The organism is Bradyrhizobium sp. Kon10 (genome assembly GCF_055807395.1).
In genome coordinates, this window is record NZ_JBVVOZ010000006.1 from 13,761 (window position 1) to 38,300 (window position 24,540).

Consider the following 24,540-nt stretch of genomic DNA (forward strand, 5'->3'; position numbering starts at 1 on the left):
CTCAAGCCGCGCTGGCGGCTGCACAGTCAGCGCCCACGAATTGCTTTTCAAACGCATCAGCTGGCATTGGGCGGCCGAAGAAATAGCCCTGCCCTTCCTCGCATCCCATGCTGACCAGGAAGTCGGCGGTGGCGCGGTTCTCGATGCCTTCGGCCACGACCGTAAGGCCAAGCTGCTTGCTGAGGCCAATCGTCGAGCTGACGATCGCGGCGTCATCCGGTTCCGCGAGCAGGTCGAGCACGAAAGACCGATCGATCTTGAGCCCGTCGAGCGGAAACTTCTTCAAATAGCTCAAACTGGCATAACCCGTGCCGAAGTCGTCGAATAGGATGCGGACGCCGAGCTCCTGGATTCGCTTGAAGATGTCGAGCACGCGGCCTTCGTCGTGCAGCAGGATATCCTCGGTGACCTCGATTTCGAGCAGCGACGGCGTCAGTCCGGTCGCAGCGAGCAACAGTCCAACCGAATGGGCGAGATCGCCGGAGTGGAGCTGCGATGGCGACAGGTTGATCGCGACGCGCACGCTGTTACCGGACAATTCCCACGCACGCGCCTGCCGGCAGGCGGTCTCCATGACCCAGCTCGCGATCCGCTCGGACAGCGCCGAGCTGTTGACCACAGGCATGAACTCTCCGGGAGACACATAGCCGCGCGCCGGGTGCCGCCAGCGGATCAGCGCCTCGGCTCCAACCAGGCTGCCGTCAACCAGACGGACCTGGGGCTGGTAGAACAACTCGAATTCGCTGCGCTCGGCGGCGAGCGCGAGCTCGCTCTCCAGTGTCAACCGGCTCTCCAGCTCGTGTCTGATGGCACTCTCGAAGATCACGTGGCCACCGCGCCGCGTGCCCTTCGCGCGGCTCAGCGCGAGATGGCCGTTGCTCAGGAGATCATCCGCGCCGTGCCCGGCTTCCGGATAGACGGCGACACCGATGCTGATCCTGACGCGGTGCTGCCGCGTGCCGGTCACAAGCGGCGCTTCGAAAGCGCGCGCGACCCGGTCCGCAAACTCCGCAACCGGTTCGTCGGTTACCGCACAGTCAAGCACAATGGCGAATTCGTCACCGCTGAGCCGGGCGACGATGGCTTTGCCGGCTGCCTCGGCCTGGAGGCGCGCAGCGACGGCCTTCAACAGGAGGTCGCCGGCCGCGTGTCCAAGCATGTCGTTGATCTGTTGGAAGCCATCGAGCCCGAGGACGAGCAGCGCGAGCTCGGAAGACCGTTGCTCCGCCGCTGCGATCAAGCTGACAAGCCTCGCATGCAGCGTGTTGCGATTGGAAAGACCCGTGAGCACATCATATTCGGCGAGATATCTGATGCGCTCCGCCTCGCGCTTGCGTACGGAAATGTCACGCAGGATGGCACCGTACTGAAACCCGTCCGCGCCCTGCCAGCCAGAAAAGCTTGCCTCGACAGGAAAAGTCTCGCCCGTCTTGCGCCGACCCTCGAACTCGACAACGACCGCGCCGCCCGGAATCAGCAGGCCCTGGCGCGCGGCGTCGCCCATCGAAAACGGCTTTCCGCCACCGTTGGAAGGCACGGCGCACAGGCTTTCGAACGGGCGCCCGATCATCTCGGCCGGCATATAGCCGAAGATCGCACTGGCCCCTGGATTCCACACGGTGATGCGGTGATCCTCGTCGGTGCAGACCAGCCCGTCGCCGAGCGACATCGCGATCCGGTGAAAGCGACTCTCGGCGATGCGCCCCAGGAGGCTGCGGAAGTCGATCTCGTCGAGTGCAATTGCCATCAGGTAGGCAGCGATGGCGACGTGGAATAGCGATGTGTCGATGACGAGCGGCCATCTCGCCTGCACCAGGACCGCGACCAGTTCGATCGCGGCACCCGCCGCGATCAGCATCGCGACGCGGAAGCCGGGGGCGAAGCGGCGCCAGGAGAAGATCATCAGAAGACAGAGGACACCCAGGGCGAGTATCGTGCCGGCGTCGGACGTCCGGCGCAGCGTCCGGTGCTGGAGGATTGATTCCGCAGCGAGTGCCTGTAGCACCGGACCCGATACGATGCGGCCATTCGGCACGCTGAAGCGATCGCCGAGTTCGAGCGCGGTGGCCCCGACAAGGATCTTCTTGTCCCTCAGCCTCGCCAGAGTGGCAGCGTCGCCTCGCAACACGTCGACGTAAGACACCTGCGGGATAGAACCTGGGCGAATGCTGAAATCGATCAGGAAAGGCGAGGTTCGGATTCCATTCTGTCCCGCCAGCACAACGGCCATCGAGGGCAAAAAGGTCTCGCCGATCTGCTCGCCGAATGGGTAACGACGAACAAGGCCATCGGGTTCGATCGCGACGTTGACGACGGCCGGCCAGGACTGGTTGCTAAATGGCTTCAGCGGGCGATTGATGTGAGCGGCGCCACCATTGGAGGCCGGTTGCTTGAAGGACGGCAGAATCGTCGCGCCGCCGACATCCCGCAGCGCCTTGGCCAAGGCCTCGTCGGTGGCGATGTCCGAGGGCGTGCTGAAATCGACGTCGAAAGCGACGTCCTGCGCGCCGGCGCTTTCGAGCTTTCGCAGCAGTTCGGCATGCAGGAGGCGGGGCCACGGCCAGACACCGATCTGGTCGATCGAGGGGGCGTCAATGGCGACCACCACGACGTCACCACTGGCCTCACGGGATTCCCAGGCAAACCGGAGATCGGTGAGCGCGTTTCGAACTGGACCGTGCCATCCCGTGGACAGCACGATCGCCAGCGCAGTCGCGACCAGAATATGCGGTCGAAAGCGTTTCACCCGATCCTCCTGCACACTCGCTTCTGCAAATGTGCCCCTGTCCCCTAGGAAAGCGCCTCAGTGTTTGCCGTTGGCGTGGCCGTTGCCGTTCCCGCCGCCATTCCCGTTGCTGCCGTTGCCGCCGCCATTTCCGTTGCCGGTCCCGTTGTTGCCTTTGCCGTTACCGGTGGCGGCGTTATTGCTATTGCCCTTGTCGTTGCCCTTGCTCTTGCTGTCGTCGCCGCTGCCGTTTTTCCCATTGTCGGAATTTCCGTTGGCACCGGAGCTCCCGCTGGAGCTGTCGTTGGACGAACCTGCGGTCGTTGCGGCTATCGTCGTGCTCGCACCCGACGAGACCGTGCCGCTCGCGGCCGTGCCGGCGCTGGTCGTGACCGCCGTCTGGACGGCGCTATTGGATACCGTCGCGTTTGTCTTGCCGTCGCTCCAGACCGTCTGGGTGTTGGAGTTCGACGCGTTTCTCGCGGCAGCCGGCGCTATCGCTCCGTGCGCGAGCCCGTGCGTCACCTTGTGGAAGTTCAACTTCACCTCGCCGAGCGAGCCCGAGATCCGGATCACACCGGCCTTGGGATGAGACCCGCCGGCCGCCTGGTGGGACCTCGAGTCCGCACTGGCCGCCTTCGGACCTTTCATGTTCTTCTCGACCTGGCCGAGCGCATGAAATGTGTGGCCGTTCGCAGCATTGCGCGGAGCCGACAGGCCCGATTTCGGCACCGGGATTCGCTCGATCGTCGAGGCACGCGGTTGGCCTTGCTCGATGGCGTTGAACGTACCGGCCCCGCTCAGGCTGAGACCGGGCTTGCCGTGCTCGAAGGCGGTCGCCGTCTGGCCCGGCATCACCTGGGCAATCTGGCCCGTCTTGAAATCGGAGACTTCAACCTGGCCGCGGAGTACGCCGACCTTGGTGCTGCCCCCATTCACGGTGACGCTGAACCGCGTTCCCTTGACCACGGCCGCGAGATAGGGCGTCTCGACTTCGAAATGCTTCACGTTGCGCTTCTCGACCTCGAGCAAGATCGAACCCGCCTGCTGCACGATGGTGGTCGAGAGCCCGTCCTTCTTTTCCGCCGGCACACCGACGACGGAGTTGGGCGAGATCAGGATGGTTTCCTCGCCGCGGACCAGGAGTACGCGGCCGTTGCGTCCGGTGCGAATGGTATCGCCGGACTTCAGTGTCTCCTCCTGCTTGAGTGAGGCTTGCTGCGCCCCGTCAGTTGCGATCCAGACATCTCCCGATGCCTTGCTGACCGACCAGGCATCGCCGTCCGCGGCGAAGGCATGAGAAGTGCTTCCCAGTACCAGCGCGACCAAGAGGGTGCGCTGCAGTCCAGCTCTGCTCAACATGATGGTCCTCAGTCCGCTAGTGGCCCGGTTCTGAGGGTTATCGGAAATGTCTCAAGATAGAATTAGCTGGACTCCCGGCAGGATGACCGGCCGCGTTAACCGTTCATTGACCATAAAAAACTATGAAAAATCATGCGGCTAACGTTCTCTTACCATTCTTCTGGCGGAACTCCGTCGAATTACGGAGAGCGGCATGCGTGGAAGCGCTTCCGGAGGTATGGTGCTGCCGTGATCGGCCTGCTGTTGCCGACGATTGCGGGAATTCCGCAATCCCTCGCGCAGCAGGCGAGTCAGCCGGGCTTCGATTCGCGGCAGACCGAGAAGTATTTTGACAACCAGACCAACCAAAATTCCCGCCGAGGCGCGTCTGTCAAACTGCCGGCAGTGAACCGTTCCGATAACGGCGCCGATACCCGTCCGCAATTTGTCCTGCGCAACGTAAGCGTCCGTGGCGCGGATGCCGTTGCCCTGGATCGTATCGCCGCGACCTATCAGCCCTATCTCGGAAAGCATGTCTCGCAAGCGGACCTCGTGGCGATCGCGGGCGCGATCAGTGACCTCTACCGCTCCGCCGGTTTTCATCTCACCCGGGCGATCGTTCCACCACAGGACATCGAGAACGGAACCGTACAGATCCAGGTGATCGAAGGCTCCATCGTCGAGACCGAGCTCAAAGGCGACGGCGCTGAGCAGTTCGGAATTCGGCCGATGCTCGGCCCGGTCCTCGCCGAGCATCCGTCGCGACTGGCCACGCTCGAACGCCAGCTTTATCTGGTCAACGGATGGCCGGGAGTCCGGATCACCGACACTGCGCTCGAGGAGATCGGCCTGGCGACCGGTCGCTTCCGGCTCACCGTCTTTGTGAAGACCTGGCACAACTTCACCTCGTTCGGTCTGGATAATCTCGGATCCTCGACCGTCGGCCCCTGGCAGAGCTATGCGACGGGAGCGTTCAACTCCTATTTCACGCCAGGCGATACGCTGGCGGTGAACCTGTCGACCACCCCGAACGATCCGCGCCAACTTCGCTTCGGACGCCTGTCCTATGATGCCCCTGTCGGCGTCGATGGCGTACGCCTCGGTGCATCGCTTCTGCACAGCGAGGTTCGGCCGGGCGATGCGCGACGCCTGGTCAATGACGTCACCACGACAGATGCGGTCGAACTGCGTGCCAGCATCGCGCCGGTCCAGTCGCAATACTCGTCCCTGATCCTGACGGCCGCCACGACCTACAGCAATGTGTCGGAACGCGATGTCTACGGTCCCTGGTACAACGACCACATCAGGACTGCGAGCCTGACCGCCGACTATCGGCTGAAGGATGGTTTCGGCGGCACCAACTACGCGACATTGACCTATCGCCAAGGCCTCGACATCTTTGGCGCCTCGCATTTCGGCGACGATCTCCTGTCGCACGACGGCGCTTCGTCGAACTTCTCCGTGCTGAACTTCTGGTTCACGCGCTACCAGACGCTGAATGACGCCTGGTCGCTGAAGCTGGCCGCGGCGAGCCAGACCGCATCGCGGCCGCTGTTCACATCGCAGCAATTCTATCTCGGCGGCGCGGCTTTCGGCCGAGGCTATGGCGCGGCCGAGATCAGCGGTGACAACGGGCTTGCCGGTTCGCTCGAGCTGCGCTTCGACCAGAAGCTCAACTTTCGCTACTGGAGCGGCTACCAGCTCTACGCCTTCGGTGACGCCGGCGCTGTCTGGAACGACGGCTACCGCCTGAGTGATGGCCTGTCGTTGACGTCGGCGGGCGCCGGCGTGCGGTTGTTTCTGTGGGACGATGTTCAGGCCGATTTCGGTGTTGCCGTCCCCTTGAGCTACCGGGCGCCGGACAACGAACGGCGCAGCGCACGTTTCCTGTTCACACTCTCGAGCGCCTTCCGGCTCTGCCCGGAGCGTGGCAAGGCGAACTGCCTCTAGCCGCGTCTTTTTGCACCGCACCATCTCATGCTGGTGCGTTTTGAGCTCCTGCCCACGGGCTTGCCTAAATTTAATCCCGGAAGGTGCTCACGATCGCTCGATCCGGGAGGTCCCAATGACCATCTTCAGTCAAACGTGATTGAGACGGAACCATGAAGAAGGTCTTTGCGATCCTGGCTTTTGTCTGCGTCCTTGGCGTAGCCGAGTACGTGGTGGTCAGCAAATTCGCGATCCGCCACGAAATGCTGACCTTGTTCGACGCCGCGCGCCAGCGGCCGATCTCGGTCGAGATCGCCGTGCGTCGCGACTACGAGACCAAGGCCAATCTCGGCCTCTGGAAACTTCCGATCGCGATCATCAGCAATGGCAACACCGTCAAGGCCACCGAGTATTCCTTCCTCGCCAACGTGCTCGCCGCGCGCGGCTATCTCGTTGCGAGCATCCAGCAGGACCTGCCGACCGATCCGCCCCTGATGACCCATGTCGGCCAGCCCTATGTCGGCCGGCGCGAGGTCTATATGCGTTGCGAGGCCAACATCCTCTACGTGCTCGGCGAGCTCAAAAGGCGGCAGGAGAACGCCGACTTCGATCACCTGACGCTGGTCGGTCATTCCAATGGCGGCGACGTCTCGATGTATGTCGCCCGTCAGCATCCGGAGCTGGTGTCGAAGGTCATCACGCTCGACAATCTCAGGGTCCCCTTCGTGCTCAGCGACAAAATGAAAATCCTGTCGTTCCGCTCCAAGGATCCGCACTTCGTGACGGACCCCGGCGTCCTGCCGACGCCCGAAGAAGCCAAGGCGCGCGGCATCGACATCGTCCGTACCGGCGCACAGCACACGGAGATGAGCGATCGCGGTCCCGACTCGGTCAAGGAGAAGATACAGGCGACGCTCGATCGCTTCCTGAGTGAGAGCGCCAGCAGCTCGCTCGCGCCGGCCGATACGACGAGCCCGATGATCATGAATCCCGCCGACTACTAGCCGGGAGCGCTTTGCGGCAGATCAAGGCTGCTCCGAGCCGGCCACGATACAAAGGCTGCACAAAGTCGGAGAGCCACGTGTCCCACTCTGCTGAAAGCCTTGGCCTGCCGGCTGCGAGGATGCCGCGATTCATACGGCAATTGTATCGGTCCACCCGCAGGCTATTCCGATCGATCATAGCCCGCATCGATCTGTCGCAATTTCCGGGATCGTGCTGCGGCTGAAACGACGCATGAAGGAACCCCAATGCGTGCACGCGTGAGACCAATTTTGGCTCTGCTCGCTATGCTTATTGGCTTCAGCGCGTCAGCCGCTGCGGCCGACGCCGACCACGGGGCCGATCTCGCCAAGCGCTGGTGCGCGAGCTGCCACGTCGTGGCGGACGGTCAGAGCCAGGCGAGCGTCGATGTCCCCTCCTTCGCATCCGTTGCACGCAGGCCAAATTTCAGCCCGGAGCGGCTCGCCTTCTTCCTGCTCGACCCGCATCCGAAGATGCCAAACTTTCCCTTGAGCCGGACCGAAGCCAGCGACATCGCAGCCTACATCGGATCGCTGCGCCCATAGAGCGACGGCCAATCGCGGCAAACGGATAAAATGCAAATCCCTGCCGGGTGAACCGACAGGGATCAGCAGAAAGGATGATGGACGGCGAATGAAGCTCATCCGGTGGCCCATCATGGACCTGCACCGGAATTGAAATGCGCATCTCGCCGCTGCGCAAGATCAATTTGTAAGCAGACGGAGGGCGGAGAGCGAAATCAGGACTTGCCCTTGCCGGACTGCATGAAGTTGCCGGTCATCTGGCGCATGTGATCGCCGGCATTGGTGAACTGGCTGCGCAGGAACTCGGACTGGATCCGCATGGCTTCCTGAACATCGGTTGCGTGAACGAGCTTGCGCGCGTGCTCGAATGCGGCCTTCATATTCTGCTCGGTGAAAGCGAGCGCCTGCTTGGACACATCCGCGCCCGCCCCCGGAACAGACGACATCGATTTGGTGGCGGCATCGAAGAACATGCCGAAAGCCTTCTCTGCCTGGTCAATCGTCTTCTCGGCCAGGTCGCGCAGTTCGGCCGGAACTTCGAGTTTCGGTTCGATCATGGTCGTACTCCTCCCTTTTCTCTTGATTATCACGTTTGTCGTACCGCCTTCCAGCGGCCCGGCTGCGGGGACAGCCCCTCGGCCAGAAAGATGGACAAAGTGTAATGCCGGCGCGCGGTCCGACTCAAGACAACGGATGTTCGGGAAGGGTTTCGTCGGTGGCGAGGTCTTCGACGAGCTTGATCACCTCAAAGCGCTGCCGGGGCGCGAGCTTGAGAAAGGCGCGTAGCAGCCGCAGGCTTTCGACGGTGCTGGTCGCGGGCGCGCCGAGCTTGAGATGCAATTCGGCCGCGAAATTGAGGTTTTTCATCTCGCACCTATCACAAGGATCGCCGTCTTGGGTTGGACGTCAAGTTACCGCTCAGCCCTACATCCGACGAACCGGCCAGCCCGAGAGGTTGCAACTATGCCAAGAAACAACCAACAAAGCAAGCCAAACCGCAGACGCAATGATGCGTCGCCGACATCGCGCCACGGCAATTCCGGATAACAGGAATATGCGGCGCCGTCACCAACCTGCGTCAAGAAGCAGCATCAATCGGCACAGCGTTTCCACTTGTTTCCCGTGTGGCGGAGATTGGCGACCGCCGACTATCGCTTTTTCAGCGTATACACGTAATCGTTGAGTCCGACCTCGGCGGTTGCATCATCCACGAAATGGACGTCGATCTCGCAACCGGTCTCCAGGGTCTTGATCCGGGCACTGGTAAAACCGAGCGCAGCGGCAATCGCCTTGGGATCGGCTTTCTTGTCGGCGCGCTGCATCTCGTCGAATGCGCCCTGGAAGAGCATGTCGGGACTATAGTCCGTCACCTTGTATAGCGGCTTGGCGCAGGCAAAGGGACGCGGACCGGATATCTCTCGCGCCCCGAAGACAATCGTCTTGCTCATTAACCGCGCCCGTTCGGCGCCGTCAGCCTTGCGCTGCGGATCGGCCCATGGCGCCACCACGGCCGTCGTGAATGTCCAGCCTCCGATATAGAAGGGATCGGCGGCCACCGCCGGGCCGGCCAAGCCGATAGCTGCGAAAAGACAAACGGTGCTGGTGAATTTCATCTGGCGAGTCCCCTTGATCTCCCGGCTTTGGACTCGCCTTTCCGCATCATGGTTCATCAATTTGCCAATTAATCTCCTCTCGTGAACCGTCGTTCAAGATCGCCCGACCAAGCGGTTGCGCAACGGCCACGCAGATCACGGACGCAATGGTCGATGGACAATCCGATCCGGGCGCGTCAGCAAAGGACCAGGGCATGCTTTCTCGCTGCGATCTCATCAAGGGCGCCGCGGTTGCGCTTCTTACACTGTCGACACAGGGCGCATGGGCGCAGGAGACCAGGATGAACCTGTTCAAGGTCGTCACCATCAAGGACGAAATCATCATCGGGTTGTCGCCCGAAGAGCTCCAGGCGCTGGGCGGCAGTGATGCGAGCGCGGTCGCGCATGCACTGGCGCAGAAGGGCGATCTCGCCGTCTGGCAGTACAACGTGCATCGCGGCCCGAGCGGTGAATTGCAGCAGGCGCCAACCAGCAAAATCGGCTTGCTTGCCAGCGCCTCACTTCGCGTCGAGCCCTACACCACGCCCTACCAGGTCATGCCGCATCCGTAAGAGACGGCGGAGCGCGCCGGCGACCAAGGCCGCCGGCAGGCTCGCGTCATCGACGCGGCTGGACGCGCCGCGCTGAGGCTTCCGTGGCAAAACCATAGACCAGCGCCAACCGGTCAAGGCATTCGCGAAAGCGCCGAGCGAAATAGTCGCTCCAGCGCTGGGTGCGGACGGCGCGGCGCTCCCCGATCTGATCCATGGTCAACCCCATCACCAGCACGTCGTGCACCAGCGCGGCGCCGTCGGTGCCGAGTTCGCGCTCGACACGGCTGAGCCGCAGCACCGCCTGACGCTGGCTCTCGGTGACGGGCTCGCGGGCGCGCGCGCCATCGACATATTCGCGCGTGGGGTCCATCGCCTGAGGGCCCCGCTCGGCCCTCTCCCAGTCGTTCTGGTAGGCGCGGCCGCCACGATATTGCGCCTCGTCGATCTGGTGATGCGAATGCAGCCGGCCGAGCGGATCGTTGCGGATCGAGCGCACGGCCACGATCTTCTCGTCCGAATCCAGCGCCAGGGGATTGTCGACCTCGACCTCCACCACCGCGGCATTGAACGGCAGATCGCGTGACCGCCGGTCGTGAAGCTTGGCCAGCTTGTAAGACATGTTGCGTCTGACACGTGCCACTTGCGAGACTCCTTGCGAAACTGACGATGGAATGAATGGCCAGACCGCGCGCCGATCAGGCGGCGGAGACCAGTCTCAGCGTGACGGCACCCGCGCTGCGGCTGGATGTGGCTCCGCCAGTGCGGGTCACGCGCGCATGCGGCGCGCAATAGCTCGAGCCGGGCTGGCGCGGATGACCGCAAAAGGCGATCTCCTCGCCCTCCTTGTCGCCGCCATAAGGATAGCGGCAGTCGCCTGGTTCGAGCTCGACCAGCGCGATCAAGCGCGGTCGGACACCGACGCAACGCAATTTGACCGGTTTGACCGGCTGCAGCGCCGATTGTGGCGGCAGGTTCAGGCACAGTGACGCTGGATGTCGCGCCGAGGGCAGACGGGGCTCACAAGGCAAGGGGGCACGATCGACGGGCTCGTCATCCGGGCCGGCGCCGCGAGCCCGAGCCGCTTGGCCCGTCCGACGACAGCGTTGCGGGAGTAAGCCGTTCCAAACCTTGCATTAATCTCCCTCCCGATCTCTGCATAAGACATTCCTTTGAGAAAATAGTCGCGAAGCGCGTCGGAGTGCTCCGACGACCAATGGCCCGGTTCCATGCTGCTGTCCTGTGATGCGCCCCGCGGAATCGCACGATCCGGAGGCGGGATGCACATTCCGGTATTCCGAAATAAAAGTCAAGCGCGAATTCTGATATTCATAATTGCATCATTTCCGAATTTCGGATTACAAGAGGCAAGACCACGGACAATCGAGGGAATCATCATGTTGGACGCTGCAATGATCGAGCGGGGCCTGGAAAAAACGGGCAAGAGCAAGGGCGGATTGGCAGCAGCGATGGGCGTGCGCCCGGGCGCGGTGTCGGAAATCCTCGGTGGCGAACGCCTGGTGAAGGCCTCGGAAATCATTCCGATCATGGAATATCTCGAGCTGAACCTCGCACCGATCATGGGCCGTGTCGGAGCCGGCGCCGTGATCGAGCCGGATTTCGAGCAGGTTCCTCCAGAAGGACTCGGCGACGTCGCGCTGCCCTTCCCGATCATGGAGGAGACCGTCGCCTTCGAGATCGTCGGCGATTCGATGCTGCCCAAATACGAAAGCGGCGATGTGATCGTGGTCTACAAGGACCAGCGCCATCCGCTGTCGAGCTTTTACGGCGAAGAAGCCGCGGTCCGGCTTAAAACCGGCGAGCGCTATTTGAAGACGATCGAGCGGGGAAAATCTCCCTCGGTGGTCAACCTCACCAGCTTCAACGCCAAACCGATCGTCGGCGTCAAGATCGACTGGGTCGGGGAGATCTGCCTCTCGATGCCTAAGGGCCAGTTGGAGCGGCTGCGCGCCAAGTCAGCGCGTCCCCGCAAGAAAAGCAGATAGGCGCCCCGGCGTCTTATTTCTGATTTTCTGAAATCGAACTTGACTAAATTCCGTTTTTCGGAAATACTCTGCCGCACTCCCGACAGCGGGTGCGGCAGGGACCAATTCCATGCAGTATTTCGTCGTGATGATCGACTATGGCCGGCGCGGCCGCGAGGCGATCGTCGATCCCGAGATCACAAGGCGCGAGGTCATCTCCCGCGTCAGCTCGGGTGAATATCAGAACATCTCGTTCATCCACGAGGTCGTGGAGAGTTCGGTCGAGGACGTGACCGAGGCCATCCTGAGCGAGGCCGCCCTCCCCGAAATCCCGCCTGATGATCTCGATCTCCAGGCGATCCGCCTCGATCACGTTCGCGACTTGCGCAAGCATGAGCGGACGTGACGCAGGCCCAGAGCCTAGTTCCGATGGGATCGGAACTAGGCTTTGGATTTTTGTTTTGACGCGTTTTCTACGCGAATCGGTATCCACTTCGCTGGAAAACGCCGTCGTGAGCCTGCGCCACCGTCCGGCCGGAGATCAGACCGTCAGCACGGTCGACCCCGTGGTCTTGCGCGCGGCGAGATCGGCGTGCGCCTTGGCCGCATCCTTCAGCGCGTAGGTCTGGTGCACCTCGATCTTGACTGCGCCGGACTTGACGACGTCAAACAGCTCACCCGCCATCGCGACCAGGCTTTCGCGCTTGGCAGCATAGGTGAACAGGGTCGGACGGGTGACGTAGAGCGACCCTTTCTGCGCCAACAGGCCGAGATTGAGCGGCTCGACCGGGCCCGAGGACGCGCCGAACAATGCAGCCACGCCGAGCGGCGCGAGACAGTCCAGCGACCTCAGGAACGTGTCCTTGCCGACGGAATCATAGACCACCGGCACCTTTCTGCCGCCGGTAATCTCGTCGACGCGTTTCACGAAATCCTCGCGGCTGTAGACGATGACATGATCGCAGCCATGCGCTTTCGCGAGCTTCGCCTTCTCGTCGTTGCTGACGGTGCCGATCACGGTGGCGCCGAGATGCTTGGTCCACTGGCTCAAGATCAGGCCGACGCCGCCGGCGGCCGCATGAAGCAGGATGGTGTCGCCGGCCTTCACGCGATAGGTCTGCCGGATCAGATATTGCGTGGTGAGCCCCTTCAGCATCATCGCAGCCGCGGTCTTGTCGTCGACACCGTCAGGCAGCTTCAACAGCCGGTCGGCGGGAATCAGCCTCGCCTCGGAATATGCGCCGAGCGGCGAAGCGCCATAGGCGACGCGATCACCCGGCTTCACATCGGTGACGCCCGGACCAACTTCTTCGACCACACCGGCGGCCTCGCTGCCAAGACCGCTCGGCAATTGTGCGGGATACACCCCGGAACGATTATAGATGTCGACGAAGTTGAGACCGACGGCGGTGTGACGGATACGTGCCTCGCCCGGTCCCGGTTTGCCGACGCTGACCTCCTCCCAAACCAGGACTTCCGGACCGCCGGTCTTGTGAAAACGGATCGCATGCGTCATGGGCTTGCTCCCTTTTTTGTTGGAATGTGCGTCGAAGAATCCGACTGGGCCGTGAAATAGGCATCTCGTCCGCCCGCTACAGTACGCAGGCGTAACAAGAATGTCACAACGAGCGACAAACCCTCTCCGTTCCGCCTCTGTTCGAAAGAGTTGATGACGGAGCTGGCGACACCGGCAGTAGCCTTTGCGCGGGGTTTGGTGGTCGCCTGCGAAGGAGAGCCGAGATGCCAGCTTATGTACAGCATCATCAGGATATCGAAATCGCGCCTGTGATTTGCCCGACATGCATGGGGTTCCTGCCAATGTACGTGCGGGAGGTTGAGCCGCATTGGAGCCTTGCCAAGATCGACTTCGTTTACGAATGCGCCGATTGCGGCGCCGAGGTCAGGCAGACTATCCGCAAGGGCGAGCTGCTGCGGCACTAACCGCACGATCGCTCATCACCAAGTATTTGCGCTGAACGGAAAAACTGGCAGTCGGCGCGGGTCAGGCCCGTCCCAAACGAGGCTTGTTCTTTGCCGGGAACGCAGGCAGAACAAGCCTCAAGCAAGACCTTTGGGAGCGCCTTTCGTGGCTGAACAGAAGGCCTCGACCGCGATCGAGGCAGTGGAGAGCGGCCTCGCTGCGCAAGGCTATATCGCGAGCCGCCAGATCGCGACCGCCGTCTATTTGTCGCAGCAGATCGAGAAGCCGATCCTGGTCGAGGGCCCCGCGGGCGTCGGCAAGACCGAGCTCGCCAAGGCGATTGCCGCCTGGCGCGGCATGAAGATGATCCGCCTGCAATGTTATGAAGGCCTCGACGAGGCCAAGGCGCTCTACGAGTGGAAATACGCCAAGCAGCTGCTCTACACCCAGATCCTCAAGGACAAGCTCGGCGAGGTCCTCGGCGGCGCGCAGACGCTGCACGCCGCGCTCGACCAGCTCCACGATTTCGGCGACGTGTTCTTCTCCAAGGAATTCGTCGAGCCGCGTCCCCTGCTCCAGGCGCTGGAGCAGCCGGGCGGCTGCGTGCTTCTGATCGACGAAATCGACAAGTCGGACGCCGAGTTCGAATCGCTGCTGCTGGAGATCCTCTCGGACTTCCAGGTCACGATTCCGGAGCTCGGCACAGTTTCCGCGATTACGCCGCCGACGGTGATCCTCACCTCGAACAGCGAGCGCGATCTTGGCGACGCCTTGAAGCGGCGCTGCCTGCATCTGCATATCGGCTTCCCCGAGCAGCGGCTGGAGGAGCGCATCGTCGAGAGCCGCGTGCCCAACATCTCGCAGACGCTGCGCCGGCAGATGGTCGGCTTCATCCACGAGATCCGTTCGCTGGATTTGAAGAAGCTGCCCTCGGTCAGCGAGACCATCGATTGGGCGCGTGTGCTGGTGCTGTTGCAGGCCTCCGAGCTCGACACCGAGATCGTCAAGGACACGCTCAATGTGCTGCTGAAATACGAGGCTGACATCGAAGCCGCGTCGCCCCAGATCACGGGCTTCATTGCCAAGGCCGCGCGTTCCAACGTCTTCGGTTGACGCCGATGCGGGAGAACATCCATCGCTTCTTTCGGGCGGCACGCGGTGCTGGGGTCCATGTTTCGCCTGCCGAAAGCATCGATGCGATGCGCGCGGTCGCGGAGGTCGGCGTGTCCGACCGCGCCATCCTGCGCGATACCCTGCTTTTGACGCTCGCCAAATCGCAGGACGAAAAGCTCGCGCTGGCCGACTGCTTCGATCTGTTCTTCAGCCAGCCGGAACCGCGGCAGGATCAGCCTGAGGCCACGAGCGACGACGCTTCAGGGGATGCGGACCAATCGCCCGCGTCGGAGGCGGCCAGCGAAGCGGGCGGAAATCCGCAAGATCCACAACTCGGCCCGCTTGCCCAGATGCTGCTCGCGCAGGATCGCAATGCGATCGCGGCTGCCATCGCCACTGCCGCCGGCGCAGCCTCGCTGTCCGACATCCGCTATTCCACCCAGCGCGGCATTTTCTCCAGCCGCATCCTCGATGCCATGGGCCTCCAGCGCCTGCGCGACGATCTCGACGAACTGGCAGCGACCAACCCGTCGCTGGCCGAGCGTCTGCGCGACGCGCTCGATGCTCTGCGTGAAGCGGTGCGCGACACCGTCTCGCAGGGGCTTGCGCTCTATGCCCGCGAAGAGGCCGAGAACCTTCGCAACGAAATCCTGCGCAACGCGCCGCTCGCGCGCGTCGAGCGGCGTCAGGTTGCGGAGATGCGCGCGCTGATCCGCCAGATCGCGCGGCGCCTGCGCGAGCGCTATTCGAAGCCGCGCAAGCGCCAGCGCCGCGGCCATCTCGACGTTCGCCGCACGCTGCGCCGCAACGCCGCCTGGGGCGGCATACCCTTCCTCACCGCGTGGAAGCGCAAGCACCGCGACCGGCCCAGGATCGTTGCCATCTGCGATGTCTCGGGCTCGGTTGCGCAGGTGTCCGACTTCTTCCTGCTCTTGATCCACTCGCTGCATGAAGTGGTCGACGACGTCCACTCCTTCGCCTTCTCCTCGCATCTGATCGAGGTCAGCGACATTCTGGAATCGAAATCGCCGGAAGAGGCGATGGCCGAGATCATGTCCAAGGTCGGCTTCGGCTCGTCCGATTACGGTTCGTCATTGGTCGATTTCGAGAAGGACTTCATGAGCACGCTGACACCGCAAACCACGGTGATCGTGCTCGGCGATGCCCGCAGCAACAATCTCGATCCGCGCGCGGACATTCTGCGCCGGATCTCCGAACGCTCGAAGCGTCTGGTCTGGCTCAATCCCGAGGGACGGCTCGCCTGGGGCTTCGGCGATTCCGAGATGCCGCGCTACGCGACGTTTTGCAGCGTGGTGCGCCAATGCGCCACCGCGCAACAGCTCGAGCGCGCGGTGTCTGATATCGTGGCGACTTATCAATAAGCGGCGATCGGCTCGCCGCTGGCGTCAGGCGGCATTCTGCTCGACATTCGCGAGATTGCACTCGCGGAAGTGATGCGCGATTTCGTCGAGCGCGCGCTGCTCCCACGCCTCGGCCTGCGCAAGCCAGAACACCCGGCGGCTGGTATCCAACGCGGCGCGCTCACGGCAAAGGAATTCCTGACTGCGAATTTCGACCAGCCTGTTCATGCACTCACACTCCTGTCGTGTGAAGCCAATCCCCTGCGAATCAGCGTAACAGAGTCTGAAACTCTTCGCCTCACCTTTTCCATGCATGTTGCGACGCAGAATGGGACAGCGGCGCTTCCCGTGCGCTGCGAGTAGCCGCGGTCGCGCGATCAAGCGAAAATCATCAATTCGTGATCCGTGATCGGAACGAAATTCCTGCCTGAGTGATCTTAACTGTTGTGACGCAACGATTTGCGGCAATTTGTGAAGAGACATTCCAAACCGTTCAACGAATTCCCGACTCATTGTCGTCGCATGGTTTTCACGCAGCGCCGCTAACAGGGGCGCGCGAGCAGAATTATGGTTTGAAGCAACATGAGCAGCGACGTTGAGTTCGATCTTGCGCCGGACCAGTGGGAAGCCCTGCGGGGGCTTCGAAACGTGTCGAACGGTCGCCTCTCGAAGGCTTATCTCCTCGACAGCCTGATCAAGCTCGGCCTCGTCGTCGTCGATGACGGCGTCCCCGCAATGACGCCCACCGGACGCAAGGTGCTGGTGCGCGGATCGTGCCGCCTGCTGGATCTGGTGGCCTAGGTTTTTCGCGACATTCGGATGTCTCAAAAGATCTGTGCGGTCACGACCGCATAGGCGACGAACACCACGCCGAGACCCCAGACTATGGCAGGAATCTGCGATCGCCGGCCCATCGCGATTTCCAGTAAAATATAAGTCAGCGTCCCCAGCGCCATTCCGTTGATGAGATTGTTGGTCAGCACGGTGACCAGCAGCGTGAGCACAATGGGCACGGCGTTGACGAGATCGGTCATGTCGATGCGGGCGAGGCCCTGCATCATCAGCACGCCGACGAGCACCAGCGCGGGTGCGGTTGCTTGCGGCGGGATGATGACGAAGACCGGCCAGAAGAACAAGGCGAGACAGAAGAACCCCGCGACGGTCAGCGAGGTCAGGCCGGTGCGTCCCCCGGCCTGAACCCCGGTGATCGACTCGATATAAGCCGTCACCACCGATGTTCCGAGCAGCGGGCCGACGATGGACGCCGTCGCATCGGTGGCGAAGGCGGCGGTGGCATTCGGGATCGAGCCATCCGGGCGGCGCAGGTTAGCAGCGCCGGTCACTCCGATCAGCGTTCCCAGCGTCGAGAAGAATTCGGCGCACAGGAAGTAGAACAGCAGCGGCAGGACCACGACGAAGTGACTGAAGAGATAACCGACATCGAGCGCCATGAAGGTGCTGGTCGGCCAGCGCGGCCATGAAAGGATCGCCGACGGCACCGATGTCACCATCTTGCCGTTTGCGCCGGGAACGAAGAAGCCGATCAGGGTCAGCGCGGCGATCGACAGGATGAGCCCGCCGGGAACACGCCGCGCGACCAGCACCGGCGTGAGCAGCAGGCCCGCGAGCGTCAGCAGCACCGGCGGACTGCGTAGCGATCCCATGGCGATATAGGTCGAGGGGTTCTGCACCACGAAGCCCGCGCCGCGCAGCGCAATGAACACGATCAAGGTGCCGACGGCGGCCTGGATGCCGATCTTCAATGCTTCCGGAACGTCGCGTGCGACGCGCTCGCGCAGCTTCGACAGGCTGAGGATCAGGAACAGCACGCCGGTAAAAGCGACCATCGCGAGCGCGCCTTGCCAGGGCATGCCCATCTGCTTGACGATCACGTAGGTGAAGATGACGTTCGAGCCCATCGCCGGCGCAACGGCGAGCGGCAGGTTGGCCCACGCCCCCATCATGACCGAACCGAAGATCGCCGCGAGTGCCGTCGCGCTGACGAGATCGGCGCGGTCCATTCCGGCATTGGACATGATCGCCGGATTCACTGCGATGATATAGGCCATCGCTGCGAACGTCGTCGCGCCGGCCATCACCTCGCGACCGACGGTAGTGCCGCGCTCGGAGAGGCCGAAGAGGCGGTCGATCGGACCTTGCGGGCCAATCGGCCCGACGGATTTTGGCGCGGCGTCCGTGGAAGCCGTTTGTGGCAGCGTCATCTCGTCCATCGCCGTTTCCCCCATCCTTGCGCTCACCAGACCACCGGGTGCGCTTCGCCCGTCTGCACGTTGATGAATCCGAGCGGCGCCTGCTCGCAGGGCGCGACCAGCACCCAGCTCCAGGGCGCGCAGGTGAGCGTCGCGAACATCAGGCGCTCCGGAAATCCGGGATACCAGCGGGGCCGGAAGGTTGGCTCGTACATCCAGTCCACCTTGCGGCCCTCCGCGTAGAGCGCCTGCATCTCGGCATCGAGAGCCTGGGCCGAGCGGCAGCTCATCAATCCGCCGACCTCGAACCGCACGGTGGCGGCGAGCTCGCCTTCGCGCACCAGGGCCCATCCGCCTTGACGTTCGACCAGCGCATTCACGGCCTTGGCCATCGCGGCATCGGAGGAGCCAACTACCCAGATGTTGTGCTTGTCGTGCGCGACCGAGCAGGCGAGCGCGGTGTCCGGCGTGCGCGGTCCGCAGCCGCGCCAGAACATTTTTGCAACCCGACCCTCGCCGGAGAAGCGATCGACGATCGCAAACTTGGTGATCGCCTCGCTCTCATCGCGCTGCACGGCGCCGTCGCGCACCGGCAGTTCGACTGTGTAGAACTCCGGATGCCAATGGAACGGGCGGATCACGGCGGCCTTCATCGTGGTGCGGCCGGGCTCGGCCGGCAACTCGAAGTCCTTCGGCTGGATTGCGCGCTTGACGTTCACCGTCCTGGTCGCCCAATCGGGCCAGGAGATTTCGGGGACCTGGCCCAAATAGCGTTTGCCTTCGGACACCTGGGCGCCGTCCGCCCAGACCTCGGCGATGGTCAGTTTGGCGACGTCCGAGAGCAACACGACATCACCGAAACGCCCGGGGGCGAGACTGCCGACCAACGGCGTGATGCGCATGTGCCGCGCAGGATTGATGGTCAGACATTGGATCGCGACTTCCGGCGCGAGGCCGGCTTCGATCGCGACGCGCGCATTGTGATCGCTGGCGCCGAGCTCGAGCGTATGGCTGGCGCTGCGGTCGTCGGTGGTGAAAGCGATCTGCGACCAGTCCTGCAAGCCCTTGGCAAGCAGCCAGGCGACGATCTCGGGCATGGCGTAGACGCGCAATTCGATGAAGAGACCGCGGGTGAGCTTGTCCCAGGTCTCCTCCGGCGTCTGCACTTCATGGTCGGAGGCGAGCCCGGCCGCCGCGAAGGCGTTGATCGATGGCAGATCCCGGAGACCGGAGGCATGTCCTTCGACGACGCCGCGGGCCGCGAAGGTGGCCTCGATCATGCCCCATAGCCGCTTGTAGGACGGATTGTCCGGATTCCAGACCGCCGGCCAGTCCATGACTTCGTCAAGCCCGGTGACCATCAGGCTCTCGCTCATGAACCTTGCCTGCTCTTCGCGGCCATACCAGCCGCCGCCCCACTCATAAGCGGTGGGCGGCACCGCCGAGCCGGGTTGCGGAAAAATTTTCAGCGGCGATCCGCGCCGGCGTGCCTCGAACCAGAACTCGAGATTGCGTGCGCCGTTGACATTGGAGAATTCGTGGCTCGCCTCGCACGTCCAGGTGTTGCCATGCGGCAGCACCAGCGCGGCCTCCCATTCCGGCGTCAGATGCGAGCTTTCGATATGCTTGTGCACTTCACCGAAGCCGGGAACGGCGGCAAGATCCGGCCGATGCACGCGCTCGCGGACTTCGCCGGGATAGCTTCCTGCCGGCCCGACCCATGCGATCCGCCGGCCCTTGAACACAATCTCCTGATCCTCGCTCCAGGTGCGGCTGTGCACGTCGAGCAACTTGCCGACCCGCAAGGAGCGATCGGCCGGGCGGCGGCCGAGCGCGGTCAGCACCAGATCCTGGCGGATAAGTACCTCGTCGGGCGCGTTGATCAGAAGATCGTCGGGCATCGCGTTCATGGCCTTGCCTCACATGACTCCGGTCGTCTCGCGGGCCGGGGTTCGCTTTCGCTGCGATTTGCCGGTCTTGCCGCTGGCCCCGGCAGCAGCGGCATCGCGCCGGCGAACGTCCTTCAAAAGGGTCGTGATCGCCCACTCGATCGCGTCGGCGACCTCGGCACTCGACATGCCAAAGTCCTCGCGCATCGCATTCCAGGCCAGCACGTTGTTGAGATAGGACGCGAGCGCCTCCGCCTGGCGGACCTCCTTCGCGGGCAGATGCTGCACCAGCGGCGCCATCGCCTTGTGATGCTGGTCGATCAGGTTCCGCCGGAAGCCGGCGCGCACGCGGCGGCCGGCCCGCGTCATCGCAATGGCGCGCGCCAAATGCGGATGGCGATCGAACCGCTTGCACAGCTTGCGGAAGATCTCCGGCAACTCGTCGGGCGAGGTGAACGGAATATAGCTGAAGACGTTTTTTTCGATCCATTCGCCGGCCGCCGCAAACAGCTCCGCGCGGGTCTTGAAGTGCCGATAGATGGTTCGCTCAGCCACCTTCGCGCGTTTGGCCACCGCGGCCATGGAGATGTCGTCGGCCTGCTCGTCCTCCAGCGTCTCGACAAAAGCGGCAACGATGCGCTGCCGCGTCATCGCGGCATATTCGTCACGAAGGCTGGCGGTATGTCGCTTTGCTGTACTCATGTCATAAGTCTGACACCGCACGATTTCGGTGGTCAAGCCGAGACTTGAGGCACGCGCCGCTGCAACAATGGGCGTCAGCATGCGTCGGTGACAACCCACGGTGCGCGCAAGCACGGCCGCTTTCGCCCGCGAGCCTGAAAAATGGACTTTTGCGCGCCGCCAAAATCGGATTTGCTCTTCCAATGGCGCGCAACGACGCCGCGCGGACGACAAGGGAGCAAATCATGAACGGACTTGGCGGGTTGAACAAATCGCCTGCGGGCGTGGTCATTGGCCTCGTTCAGCTGCAACTGCCGAGCGTCGTGACCCCAGCGGATCTGGCGAACCAGACGGAGCGCATCGTCTGGATGGTCGGCAAGGCGCGCCGCAATCTGTCCACGATGGATCTGGTGGTCTTCCCCGAATATTCGCTGCACGGCCTCTCGATGGACATCAATCCCGAGATCATGTGCCGGCTCGACGGGCCCGAGGTCGCCGCCTTCAAGAAAGCCTGCATCGACAACAAGATCTGGGGTTGCTTCTCCATCATGGAGTTCAACCCGCACGGCAATCCCTACAATTCCGGCCTGATCATCGACGACCACGGCGACATCAAGCTCTACTACCGCAAGCTCCATCCCTGGATACCGGTCGAGCCCTGGGAGCCGGGCGACATCGGCATCCCCGTGATCTCGGGCCCGAACGGTGCGAAGATCGCGCTGATCATCTGCCACGACGGCATGTTCCCGGAGATGGCGCGGGAATGTGCTTACAAGGGCGCCGAGATCATGATCCGTACCGCCGGCTACACCGCACCGATCCGCGAGTCCTGGCGCTTCACCAACCAGGCCAATTCGTTCCAGAACCTGATGGTGACCGCGAATGTCTGCATGTGCGGCTCTGACGGCTCGTTCGATTCCATGGGCGAAGGCATGATCGTCAATTTCGACGGCAGCGTGCTCGCGCACGGCACCACCGGCCGCGCCGACGAGATCATCACCGCCGAAGTGCGTCCCGATCTCGTGCGCGAGGCTCGCATCAATTGGGGCGTCGAGAACAACATCTACCAGATCTGGCACCGCGGTTATGTCGCCGTCAAAGGCGGCGCGATGGACTGCCCCTACACCTTTATGCAGGACATGGTGGCCGGCACCTTTCGCCTGCCGTGGGAAGACCAGGTCAAGGTCACCGACGGCACGTCCTGCGGTTTCCCGGCCCCGACGCGGATTTTCGGCAGGACGGCAAAAGCGGCCGAATAGACCGTTTTCGACGAAGAACGCGGGTAGTGTCTCAGTTTGAATTTTCAGCGTCTTCGACAGTGATGTCGTCCGGATCGCAACGGGCGCGAGTTAGGGCTTTTGATTTTCTCAAATGCTCGTGCTCATCCCAAGCGTTACCTGCGCGCTTACAAGTCCTTGGCTCTTTGCGCGGGCCGCTCCCATGGCCACACTTGCAGCCCAATAAGTTCCGCCTTCCATCCCAGAAGGCGAAGATCGCCGTCGTGTCCGGCACGTCGGCAGTCGAGGCCAGACCGGACATCGGGAAGACGCGAGCAAATCGACGCGAATGACCCATTACGGACCATCACAACATGAGTGGCTTCCCCAACCGAGTCAGCGAAGGTCGGAAATTCTAAAAATTTTGTGTCAAAGGAGGCCGATGGTGTCGGAAACGCGCGTGCCCATTCGTCTTGAGTCAGTTCACAATTAAAGGGAGGCCCGGATGGGCAAGGTACGCGTAGCCGGCTTCGGAGTGTCCATCGACGGCTTCGGGGCCGGTCCGGATCAGGGCCTGGAACATCCGCTCGGCAAACGGGGCCAGGAGTTGATGAACTGGTTCTTCCCGACCCTGGCCTTTCGATCGATGATCGGGAAAGACGGGGGCACCGACGACCGCTTTGCCGAAGCCGCAATGAAAGGCTTCGGCGCCTTCATCCTCGGACGCAATATGTTCGGGCCGGCCGGCGACGATTGGGGCGGCCCCGATTGGAAGGGCTGGTGGGGCGACAATCCGCCGTACCACGCGCCGACCTTCATCCTCACTCACCATGCCCGGGCGTCAATCGTGATGGAGGGCGGGACGACCTTCCATTTCGTCACCGACGGGATCGAGGCGGCGCTTGCCGAGGCAAAGGCCGCCGCGGGCGACCTGGACGTAAAGATCGGCGGGGGCGTTGCGACTGTCCGCCAGTATCTACTCGCAGGAGCAATCGACGAGATGCACTTGGCGCTGTCGCCCGTCGTTCTGGGCCGCGGTGAATCCCTGTTCACAGGCGTCGACCTGCCGGGCCTTGGCTATCGGGTGACGGAGGTGGTCCCAACCGAGCTGGCGACGCACCTCGTGCTGACGCGCTAACTCTTAATCGCAGACCAGACTAGACAAAATCAGGCTTCCCAAAGCGGCCTGCCGACTTGGCTCCCGAGGTTTGCGGCTTGGGTAGCGTAACTGCCACGCTGGCCTGTTCACAGGCCAGGATTTCCTCGCCGTTAAAGTAACCCCGATCCGCAACGACGTCCAAAGTATCGCTGTGCAACGCGGCTTTCGCCACCTGCGCCATCCCGCTAGTTGCGATTTATCGGTGCCGATGTTGGTAACGTCGTGCGCGACAATCAGATGGTCGTGGTGTCGACCGCACTTTGTACGTTGTAGGCGACCATGCCGGAGCCGCGCCCACTAGTTGCCATCGAGCGACAATCGGGACCGGTCAGCGATATCTGCTTGTCCGGTGAGGCGAGCAATCTCTTTTCAATCGCGGCCAGCCGCTTCACTTCTTCTTCAAGCTTCATCAGCTTTTCCCGAAGCCGTGTCTTGGTCAGAAGCACCGTTTCCGAAGGCTCTTCGCCTGCTGCAGTCTGGCGGTCGGCGCTATCGAGTTGGCTCATGTAGCGTGCCACGCCCTCTTCGATCTGCTTTTGGCGGCGCTGGATCTTGCCTTGCGTGAAGTTGTTGTCGCGACTGTTGACGGCCTTGAACTTGCTGCCGTCAATGGCAACGCTGGCCTTCGCTAGCAGGCCCATCTTGCGGCACAACTCGACGAATTGCGCGCAAACTTTCTTGATCGCGAGACCGTTGTCCTTGCGGAAGTCGGCGATGGTTTTGTGATCCGGCGCGAGCCGTCCCGTCAGCCACATCACTTCAAGATTGCGGCCAGCCTCGCGCTCCAACCGTCGGCTCGATTGGACCCGGTTGAGATAACCGTAAATGTAGAGCTTGAGCATCGGCGAAGGATGATACGCTGGCCGGCCGGTCGCTGCAGGATCGACGCCATCGAACCCGAGGTCATGGAGTTCCAACGCATCGACGAACACATCGACCGCACGAACAGGATTGTTATCGCCGACCCAATCATCAAGGCATTCCGGCAGCAACGTCGTCTACCGGCGATCCACCCCTTGAACGAAACCCCGCATCAATTCCCTCCGCGATTCAGCAAGAGAATCATAGCATCGGCGGAGTTTTTACACAGCCTGGACCCAAAGCAGACATCGAGAATATGGCCAACAACGACAATCATTCGTCGGCGTCTTCACCGGTATCGATCAGTGTCCGTGCTGATCTGCCGTGTCGCTGACGTGGCGGTCTCTATGCGCCGGCACTGACGGTCGGGGTCATCAGGCCGAGCTGTTGCCTCGCTAAGGCTCCTCTTGCACAACAGAGTTAGCCATTTGTTTGTATGCTCCCTGCCGTCTCAATGC

General features: G+C 62.5%; 23 protein-coding genes and 2 pseudogenes. 12 read left to right on the forward strand and 13 right to left on the reverse strand.

Going from position 1 to position 24,540, the window contains the following annotated elements:
- Position 1: 1 nt before the first annotated feature.
- Both AC0L2O_RS10965 and AC0L2O_RS10970 read right to left on the reverse strand, forming a co-directional pair.
- Positions 2-2,746: an EAL domain-containing protein gene (locus AC0L2O_RS10965; protein ID WP_473369728.1), complete on the reverse strand. Its 2,745-nt coding sequence runs from the start codon at positions 2,744-2,746 to the stop codon at positions 2-4.
- 57 nt (positions 2,747-2,803) lie between these two features.
- Positions 2,804-4,087, reverse strand: coding sequence for a FecR family protein (locus tag AC0L2O_RS10970; RefSeq protein WP_473369729.1), 1,284 nt, complete (start codon positions 4,085-4,087; stop codon positions 2,804-2,806).
- Positions 4,088-4,219: 132 nt separating this feature from the next.
- Here AC0L2O_RS10970 and AC0L2O_RS10975 point away from each other — a divergent pair, with 132 nt between their 5' ends.
- From AC0L2O_RS10975 to AC0L2O_RS10985, 3 genes are all read left to right on the forward strand, one after another.
- A complete protein-coding gene (locus AC0L2O_RS10975) occupies positions 4,220-6,016 on the forward strand; it encodes a ShlB/FhaC/HecB family hemolysin secretion/activation protein (RefSeq protein WP_473369730.1) in 1,797 nt (598 codons plus the stop codon).
- Positions 6,017-6,168: 152 nt separating this feature from the next.
- Positions 6,169-6,999 carry an alpha/beta fold hydrolase gene (locus tag AC0L2O_RS10980; RefSeq protein ID WP_473369731.1) on the forward strand — a complete coding sequence of 277 codons (831 nt, stop codon included), beginning with the start codon at positions 6,169-6,171 and terminating at the stop codon, positions 6,997-6,999.
- A 246-nt stretch (positions 7,000-7,245) separates the two neighbouring features.
- Positions 7,246-7,563, forward strand: a complete 318-nt coding sequence (locus AC0L2O_RS10985; RefSeq protein WP_409187826.1) for a c-type cytochrome — start codon at positions 7,246-7,248, stop codon at positions 7,561-7,563.
- A 194-nt stretch (positions 7,564-7,757) separates the two neighbouring features.
- Here AC0L2O_RS10985 and AC0L2O_RS10990 read toward each other — a convergent pair whose 3' ends face one another.
- The 3 genes from AC0L2O_RS10990 to AC0L2O_RS11000 form a co-directional block, all read right to left on the reverse strand.
- The gene (locus tag AC0L2O_RS10990; protein WP_369722392.1) at positions 7,758-8,099 is read right to left on the reverse strand and encodes a phasin; all 342 of its coding nucleotides are present in this window, start codon (positions 8,097-8,099) and stop codon (positions 7,758-7,760) included.
- Positions 8,100-8,223: 124 nt separating this feature from the next.
- Positions 8,224-8,409 (reverse strand): hypothetical protein, encoded by a 186-nt coding sequence (locus AC0L2O_RS10995; protein ID WP_369722390.1) that lies wholly within the window; start codon positions 8,407-8,409, stop codon positions 8,224-8,226.
- A 281-nt stretch (positions 8,410-8,690) separates the two neighbouring features.
- A complete protein-coding gene (locus tag AC0L2O_RS11000; protein WP_409187824.1) occupies positions 8,691-9,155 on the reverse strand; it encodes a hypothetical protein in 465 nt (154 codons plus the stop codon).
- Between the two features lie 194 nt (positions 9,156-9,349).
- Here AC0L2O_RS11000 and AC0L2O_RS11005 point away from each other — a divergent pair, with 194 nt between their 5' ends.
- Positions 9,350-9,706, forward strand: coding sequence for a hypothetical protein (locus AC0L2O_RS11005; RefSeq protein ID WP_369722387.1), 357 nt, complete (start codon positions 9,350-9,352; stop codon positions 9,704-9,706).
- 46 nt (positions 9,707-9,752) lie between these two features.
- Here the strand turns inward: AC0L2O_RS11005 and AC0L2O_RS11010 are convergent, their stop codons facing one another.
- Positions 9,753-10,328, reverse strand: coding sequence for a hypothetical protein (locus AC0L2O_RS11010; protein ID WP_473369732.1), 576 nt, complete (start codon positions 10,326-10,328; stop codon positions 9,753-9,755).
- Positions 10,329-10,383: 55 nt separating this feature from the next.
- A pseudogene (locus AC0L2O_RS11015) lies at positions 10,384-10,973 on the reverse strand (GcrA family cell cycle regulator).
- 109 nt (positions 10,974-11,082) lie between these two features.
- On the opposite strand from AC0L2O_RS11015, the gene AC0L2O_RS11020 reads away from it, so the two are divergent.
- Complete coding sequence (locus AC0L2O_RS11020; protein WP_473369733.1) at positions 11,083-11,691, forward strand: S24 family peptidase; 609 nt, start codon at positions 11,083-11,085, stop codon at positions 11,689-11,691.
- Positions 11,692-11,800: 109 nt separating this feature from the next.
- Entirely contained in the window at positions 11,801-12,076 is a 276-nt protein-coding gene (locus AC0L2O_RS11025; protein ID WP_473369734.1) for a hypothetical protein, read from the forward strand.
- A gap of 135 nt (positions 12,077-12,211) precedes the next feature.
- Here AC0L2O_RS11025 and AC0L2O_RS11030 read toward each other — a convergent pair whose 3' ends face one another.
- Positions 12,212-13,186, reverse strand: a complete 975-nt coding sequence (locus AC0L2O_RS11030) for a quinone oxidoreductase family protein (RefSeq protein ID WP_473369735.1) — start codon at positions 13,184-13,186, stop codon at positions 12,212-12,214.
- 224 nt (positions 13,187-13,410) lie between these two features.
- Here AC0L2O_RS11030 and AC0L2O_RS11035 point away from each other — a divergent pair, with 224 nt between their 5' ends.
- From AC0L2O_RS11035 to AC0L2O_RS11045, 3 genes are all read left to right on the forward strand, one after another.
- The gene (locus AC0L2O_RS11035) at positions 13,411-13,611 is read left to right on the forward strand and encodes a hypothetical protein (RefSeq protein WP_008130254.1); all 201 of its coding nucleotides are present in this window, start codon (positions 13,411-13,413) and stop codon (positions 13,609-13,611) included.
- A gap of 145 nt (positions 13,612-13,756) precedes the next feature.
- Entirely contained in the window at positions 13,757-14,704 is a 948-nt protein-coding gene (locus tag AC0L2O_RS11040) for an AAA family ATPase (protein WP_473369736.1), read from the forward strand.
- 5 nt (positions 14,705-14,709) lie between these two features.
- Positions 14,710-16,086 (forward strand): vWA domain-containing protein, encoded by a 1,377-nt coding sequence (locus AC0L2O_RS11045; RefSeq protein WP_473369737.1) that lies wholly within the window; start codon positions 14,710-14,712, stop codon positions 16,084-16,086.
- A 24-nt stretch (positions 16,087-16,110) separates the two neighbouring features.
- Here the strand turns inward: AC0L2O_RS11045 and AC0L2O_RS11050 are convergent, their stop codons facing one another.
- Positions 16,111-16,293 (reverse strand): hypothetical protein, encoded by a 183-nt coding sequence (locus tag AC0L2O_RS11050; RefSeq protein ID WP_473369738.1) that lies wholly within the window; start codon positions 16,291-16,293, stop codon positions 16,111-16,113.
- 354 nt (positions 16,294-16,647) lie between these two features.
- On the opposite strand from AC0L2O_RS11050, the gene AC0L2O_RS11055 reads away from it, so the two are divergent.
- Complete coding sequence (locus AC0L2O_RS11055) at positions 16,648-16,866, forward strand: hypothetical protein (protein ID WP_473369739.1); 219 nt, start codon at positions 16,648-16,650, stop codon at positions 16,864-16,866.
- A 23-nt stretch (positions 16,867-16,889) separates the two neighbouring features.
- Here AC0L2O_RS11055 and AC0L2O_RS11060 read toward each other — a convergent pair whose 3' ends face one another.
- From AC0L2O_RS11060 to AC0L2O_RS11070, 3 genes are read right to left on the reverse strand one after another with little or no spacing between them, the layout of a single operon-like run.
- The gene (locus tag AC0L2O_RS11060) at positions 16,890-18,296 is read right to left on the reverse strand and encodes an NCS2 family permease (RefSeq protein WP_473369740.1); all 1,407 of its coding nucleotides are present in this window, start codon (positions 18,294-18,296) and stop codon (positions 16,890-16,892) included.
- A gap of 23 nt (positions 18,297-18,319) precedes the next feature.
- Complete coding sequence (locus tag AC0L2O_RS11065) at positions 18,320-20,185, reverse strand: adenine deaminase (RefSeq protein WP_473369741.1); 1,866 nt, start codon at positions 20,183-20,185, stop codon at positions 18,320-18,322.
- 9 nt (positions 20,186-20,194) lie between these two features.
- Positions 20,195-20,866: a TetR/AcrR family transcriptional regulator gene (locus AC0L2O_RS11070; RefSeq protein ID WP_473369742.1), complete on the reverse strand. Its 672-nt coding sequence runs from the start codon at positions 20,864-20,866 to the stop codon at positions 20,195-20,197.
- 224 nt (positions 20,867-21,090) lie between these two features.
- Between AC0L2O_RS11070 and AC0L2O_RS11075 the strand changes: the two genes are divergently transcribed.
- Positions 21,091-22,104: a formamidase gene (locus tag AC0L2O_RS11075; protein WP_473369743.1), complete on the forward strand. Its 1,014-nt coding sequence runs from the start codon at positions 21,091-21,093 to the stop codon at positions 22,102-22,104.
- 463 nt (positions 22,105-22,567) lie between these two features.
- Positions 22,568-23,200, forward strand: a complete 633-nt coding sequence (locus AC0L2O_RS11080) for a dihydrofolate reductase family protein (RefSeq protein ID WP_369722377.1) — start codon at positions 22,568-22,570, stop codon at positions 23,198-23,200.
- A 22-nt stretch (positions 23,201-23,222) separates the two neighbouring features.
- On the opposite strand, the pseudogene AC0L2O_RS11085 reads toward AC0L2O_RS11080, so the two are convergent.
- Positions 23,223-24,213, reverse strand: a pseudogene (locus AC0L2O_RS11085) (IS1182 family transposase); the annotation flags it as partial.
- Positions 24,214-24,540 lie beyond the last annotated feature (327 nt).

Coding starts and splice junctions, on each gene's coding strand:
- AC0L2O_RS10985 (WP_409187826.1), top strand. CDS start 7,246: ATGCGTGCACGCGTGAGACCAATTTTGGCTCTGCTCGCTATGCTTATT.
- AC0L2O_RS10975 (WP_473369730.1), top strand. CDS start 4,220: ATGCGGCTAACGTTCTCTTACCATTCTTCTGGCGGAACTCCGTCGAAT.
- AC0L2O_RS10995 (WP_369722390.1), bottom strand. CDS start 8,409: ATGAAAAACCTCAATTTCGCGGCCGAATTGCATCTCAAGCTCGGCGCG.
- AC0L2O_RS11055 (WP_473369739.1), top strand. CDS start 16,648: ATGAGCAGCGACGTTGAGTTCGATCTTGCGCCGGACCAGTGGGAAGCC.
- AC0L2O_RS10970 (WP_473369729.1), bottom strand. CDS start 4,087: ATGTTGAGCAGAGCTGGACTGCAGCGCACCCTCTTGGTCGCGCTGGTA.
- AC0L2O_RS11050 (WP_473369738.1), bottom strand. CDS start 16,293: ATGAACAGGCTGGTCGAAATTCGCAGTCAGGAATTCCTTTGCCGTGAG.
- AC0L2O_RS10990 (WP_369722392.1), bottom strand. CDS start 8,099: ATGATCGAACCGAAACTCGAAGTTCCGGCCGAACTGCGCGACCTGGCC.
- AC0L2O_RS11005 (WP_369722387.1), top strand. CDS start 9,350: ATGCTTTCTCGCTGCGATCTCATCAAGGGCGCCGCGGTTGCGCTTCTT.
- AC0L2O_RS11080 (WP_369722377.1), top strand. CDS start 22,568: ATGGGCAAGGTACGCGTAGCCGGCTTCGGAGTGTCCATCGACGGCTTC.
- AC0L2O_RS11065 (WP_473369741.1), bottom strand. CDS start 20,185: ATGAACGCGATGCCCGACGATCTTCTGATCAACGCGCCCGACGAGGTA.
- AC0L2O_RS11025 (WP_473369734.1), top strand. CDS start 11,801: ATGCAGTATTTCGTCGTGATGATCGACTATGGCCGGCGCGGCCGCGAG.
- AC0L2O_RS11075 (WP_473369743.1), top strand. CDS start 21,091: ATGAACGGACTTGGCGGGTTGAACAAATCGCCTGCGGGCGTGGTCATT.
- AC0L2O_RS11035 (WP_008130254.1), top strand. CDS start 13,411: ATGCCAGCTTATGTACAGCATCATCAGGATATCGAAATCGCGCCTGTG.
- AC0L2O_RS11060 (WP_473369740.1), bottom strand. CDS start 18,296: ATGGACGAGATGACGCTGCCACAAACGGCTTCCACGGACGCCGCGCCA.
- AC0L2O_RS11045 (WP_473369737.1), top strand. CDS start 14,710: ATGCGGGAGAACATCCATCGCTTCTTTCGGGCGGCACGCGGTGCTGGG.
- AC0L2O_RS11030 (WP_473369735.1), bottom strand. CDS start 13,186: ATGACGCATGCGATCCGTTTTCACAAGACCGGCGGTCCGGAAGTCCTG.
- AC0L2O_RS11000 (WP_409187824.1), bottom strand. CDS start 9,155: ATGAAATTCACCAGCACCGTTTGTCTTTTCGCAGCTATCGGCTTGGCC.
- AC0L2O_RS11020 (WP_473369733.1), top strand. CDS start 11,083: ATGTTGGACGCTGCAATGATCGAGCGGGGCCTGGAAAAAACGGGCAAG.
- AC0L2O_RS11070 (WP_473369742.1), bottom strand. CDS start 20,866: ATGAGTACAGCAAAGCGACATACCGCCAGCCTTCGTGACGAATATGCC.
- AC0L2O_RS10980 (WP_473369731.1), top strand. CDS start 6,169: ATGAAGAAGGTCTTTGCGATCCTGGCTTTTGTCTGCGTCCTTGGCGTA.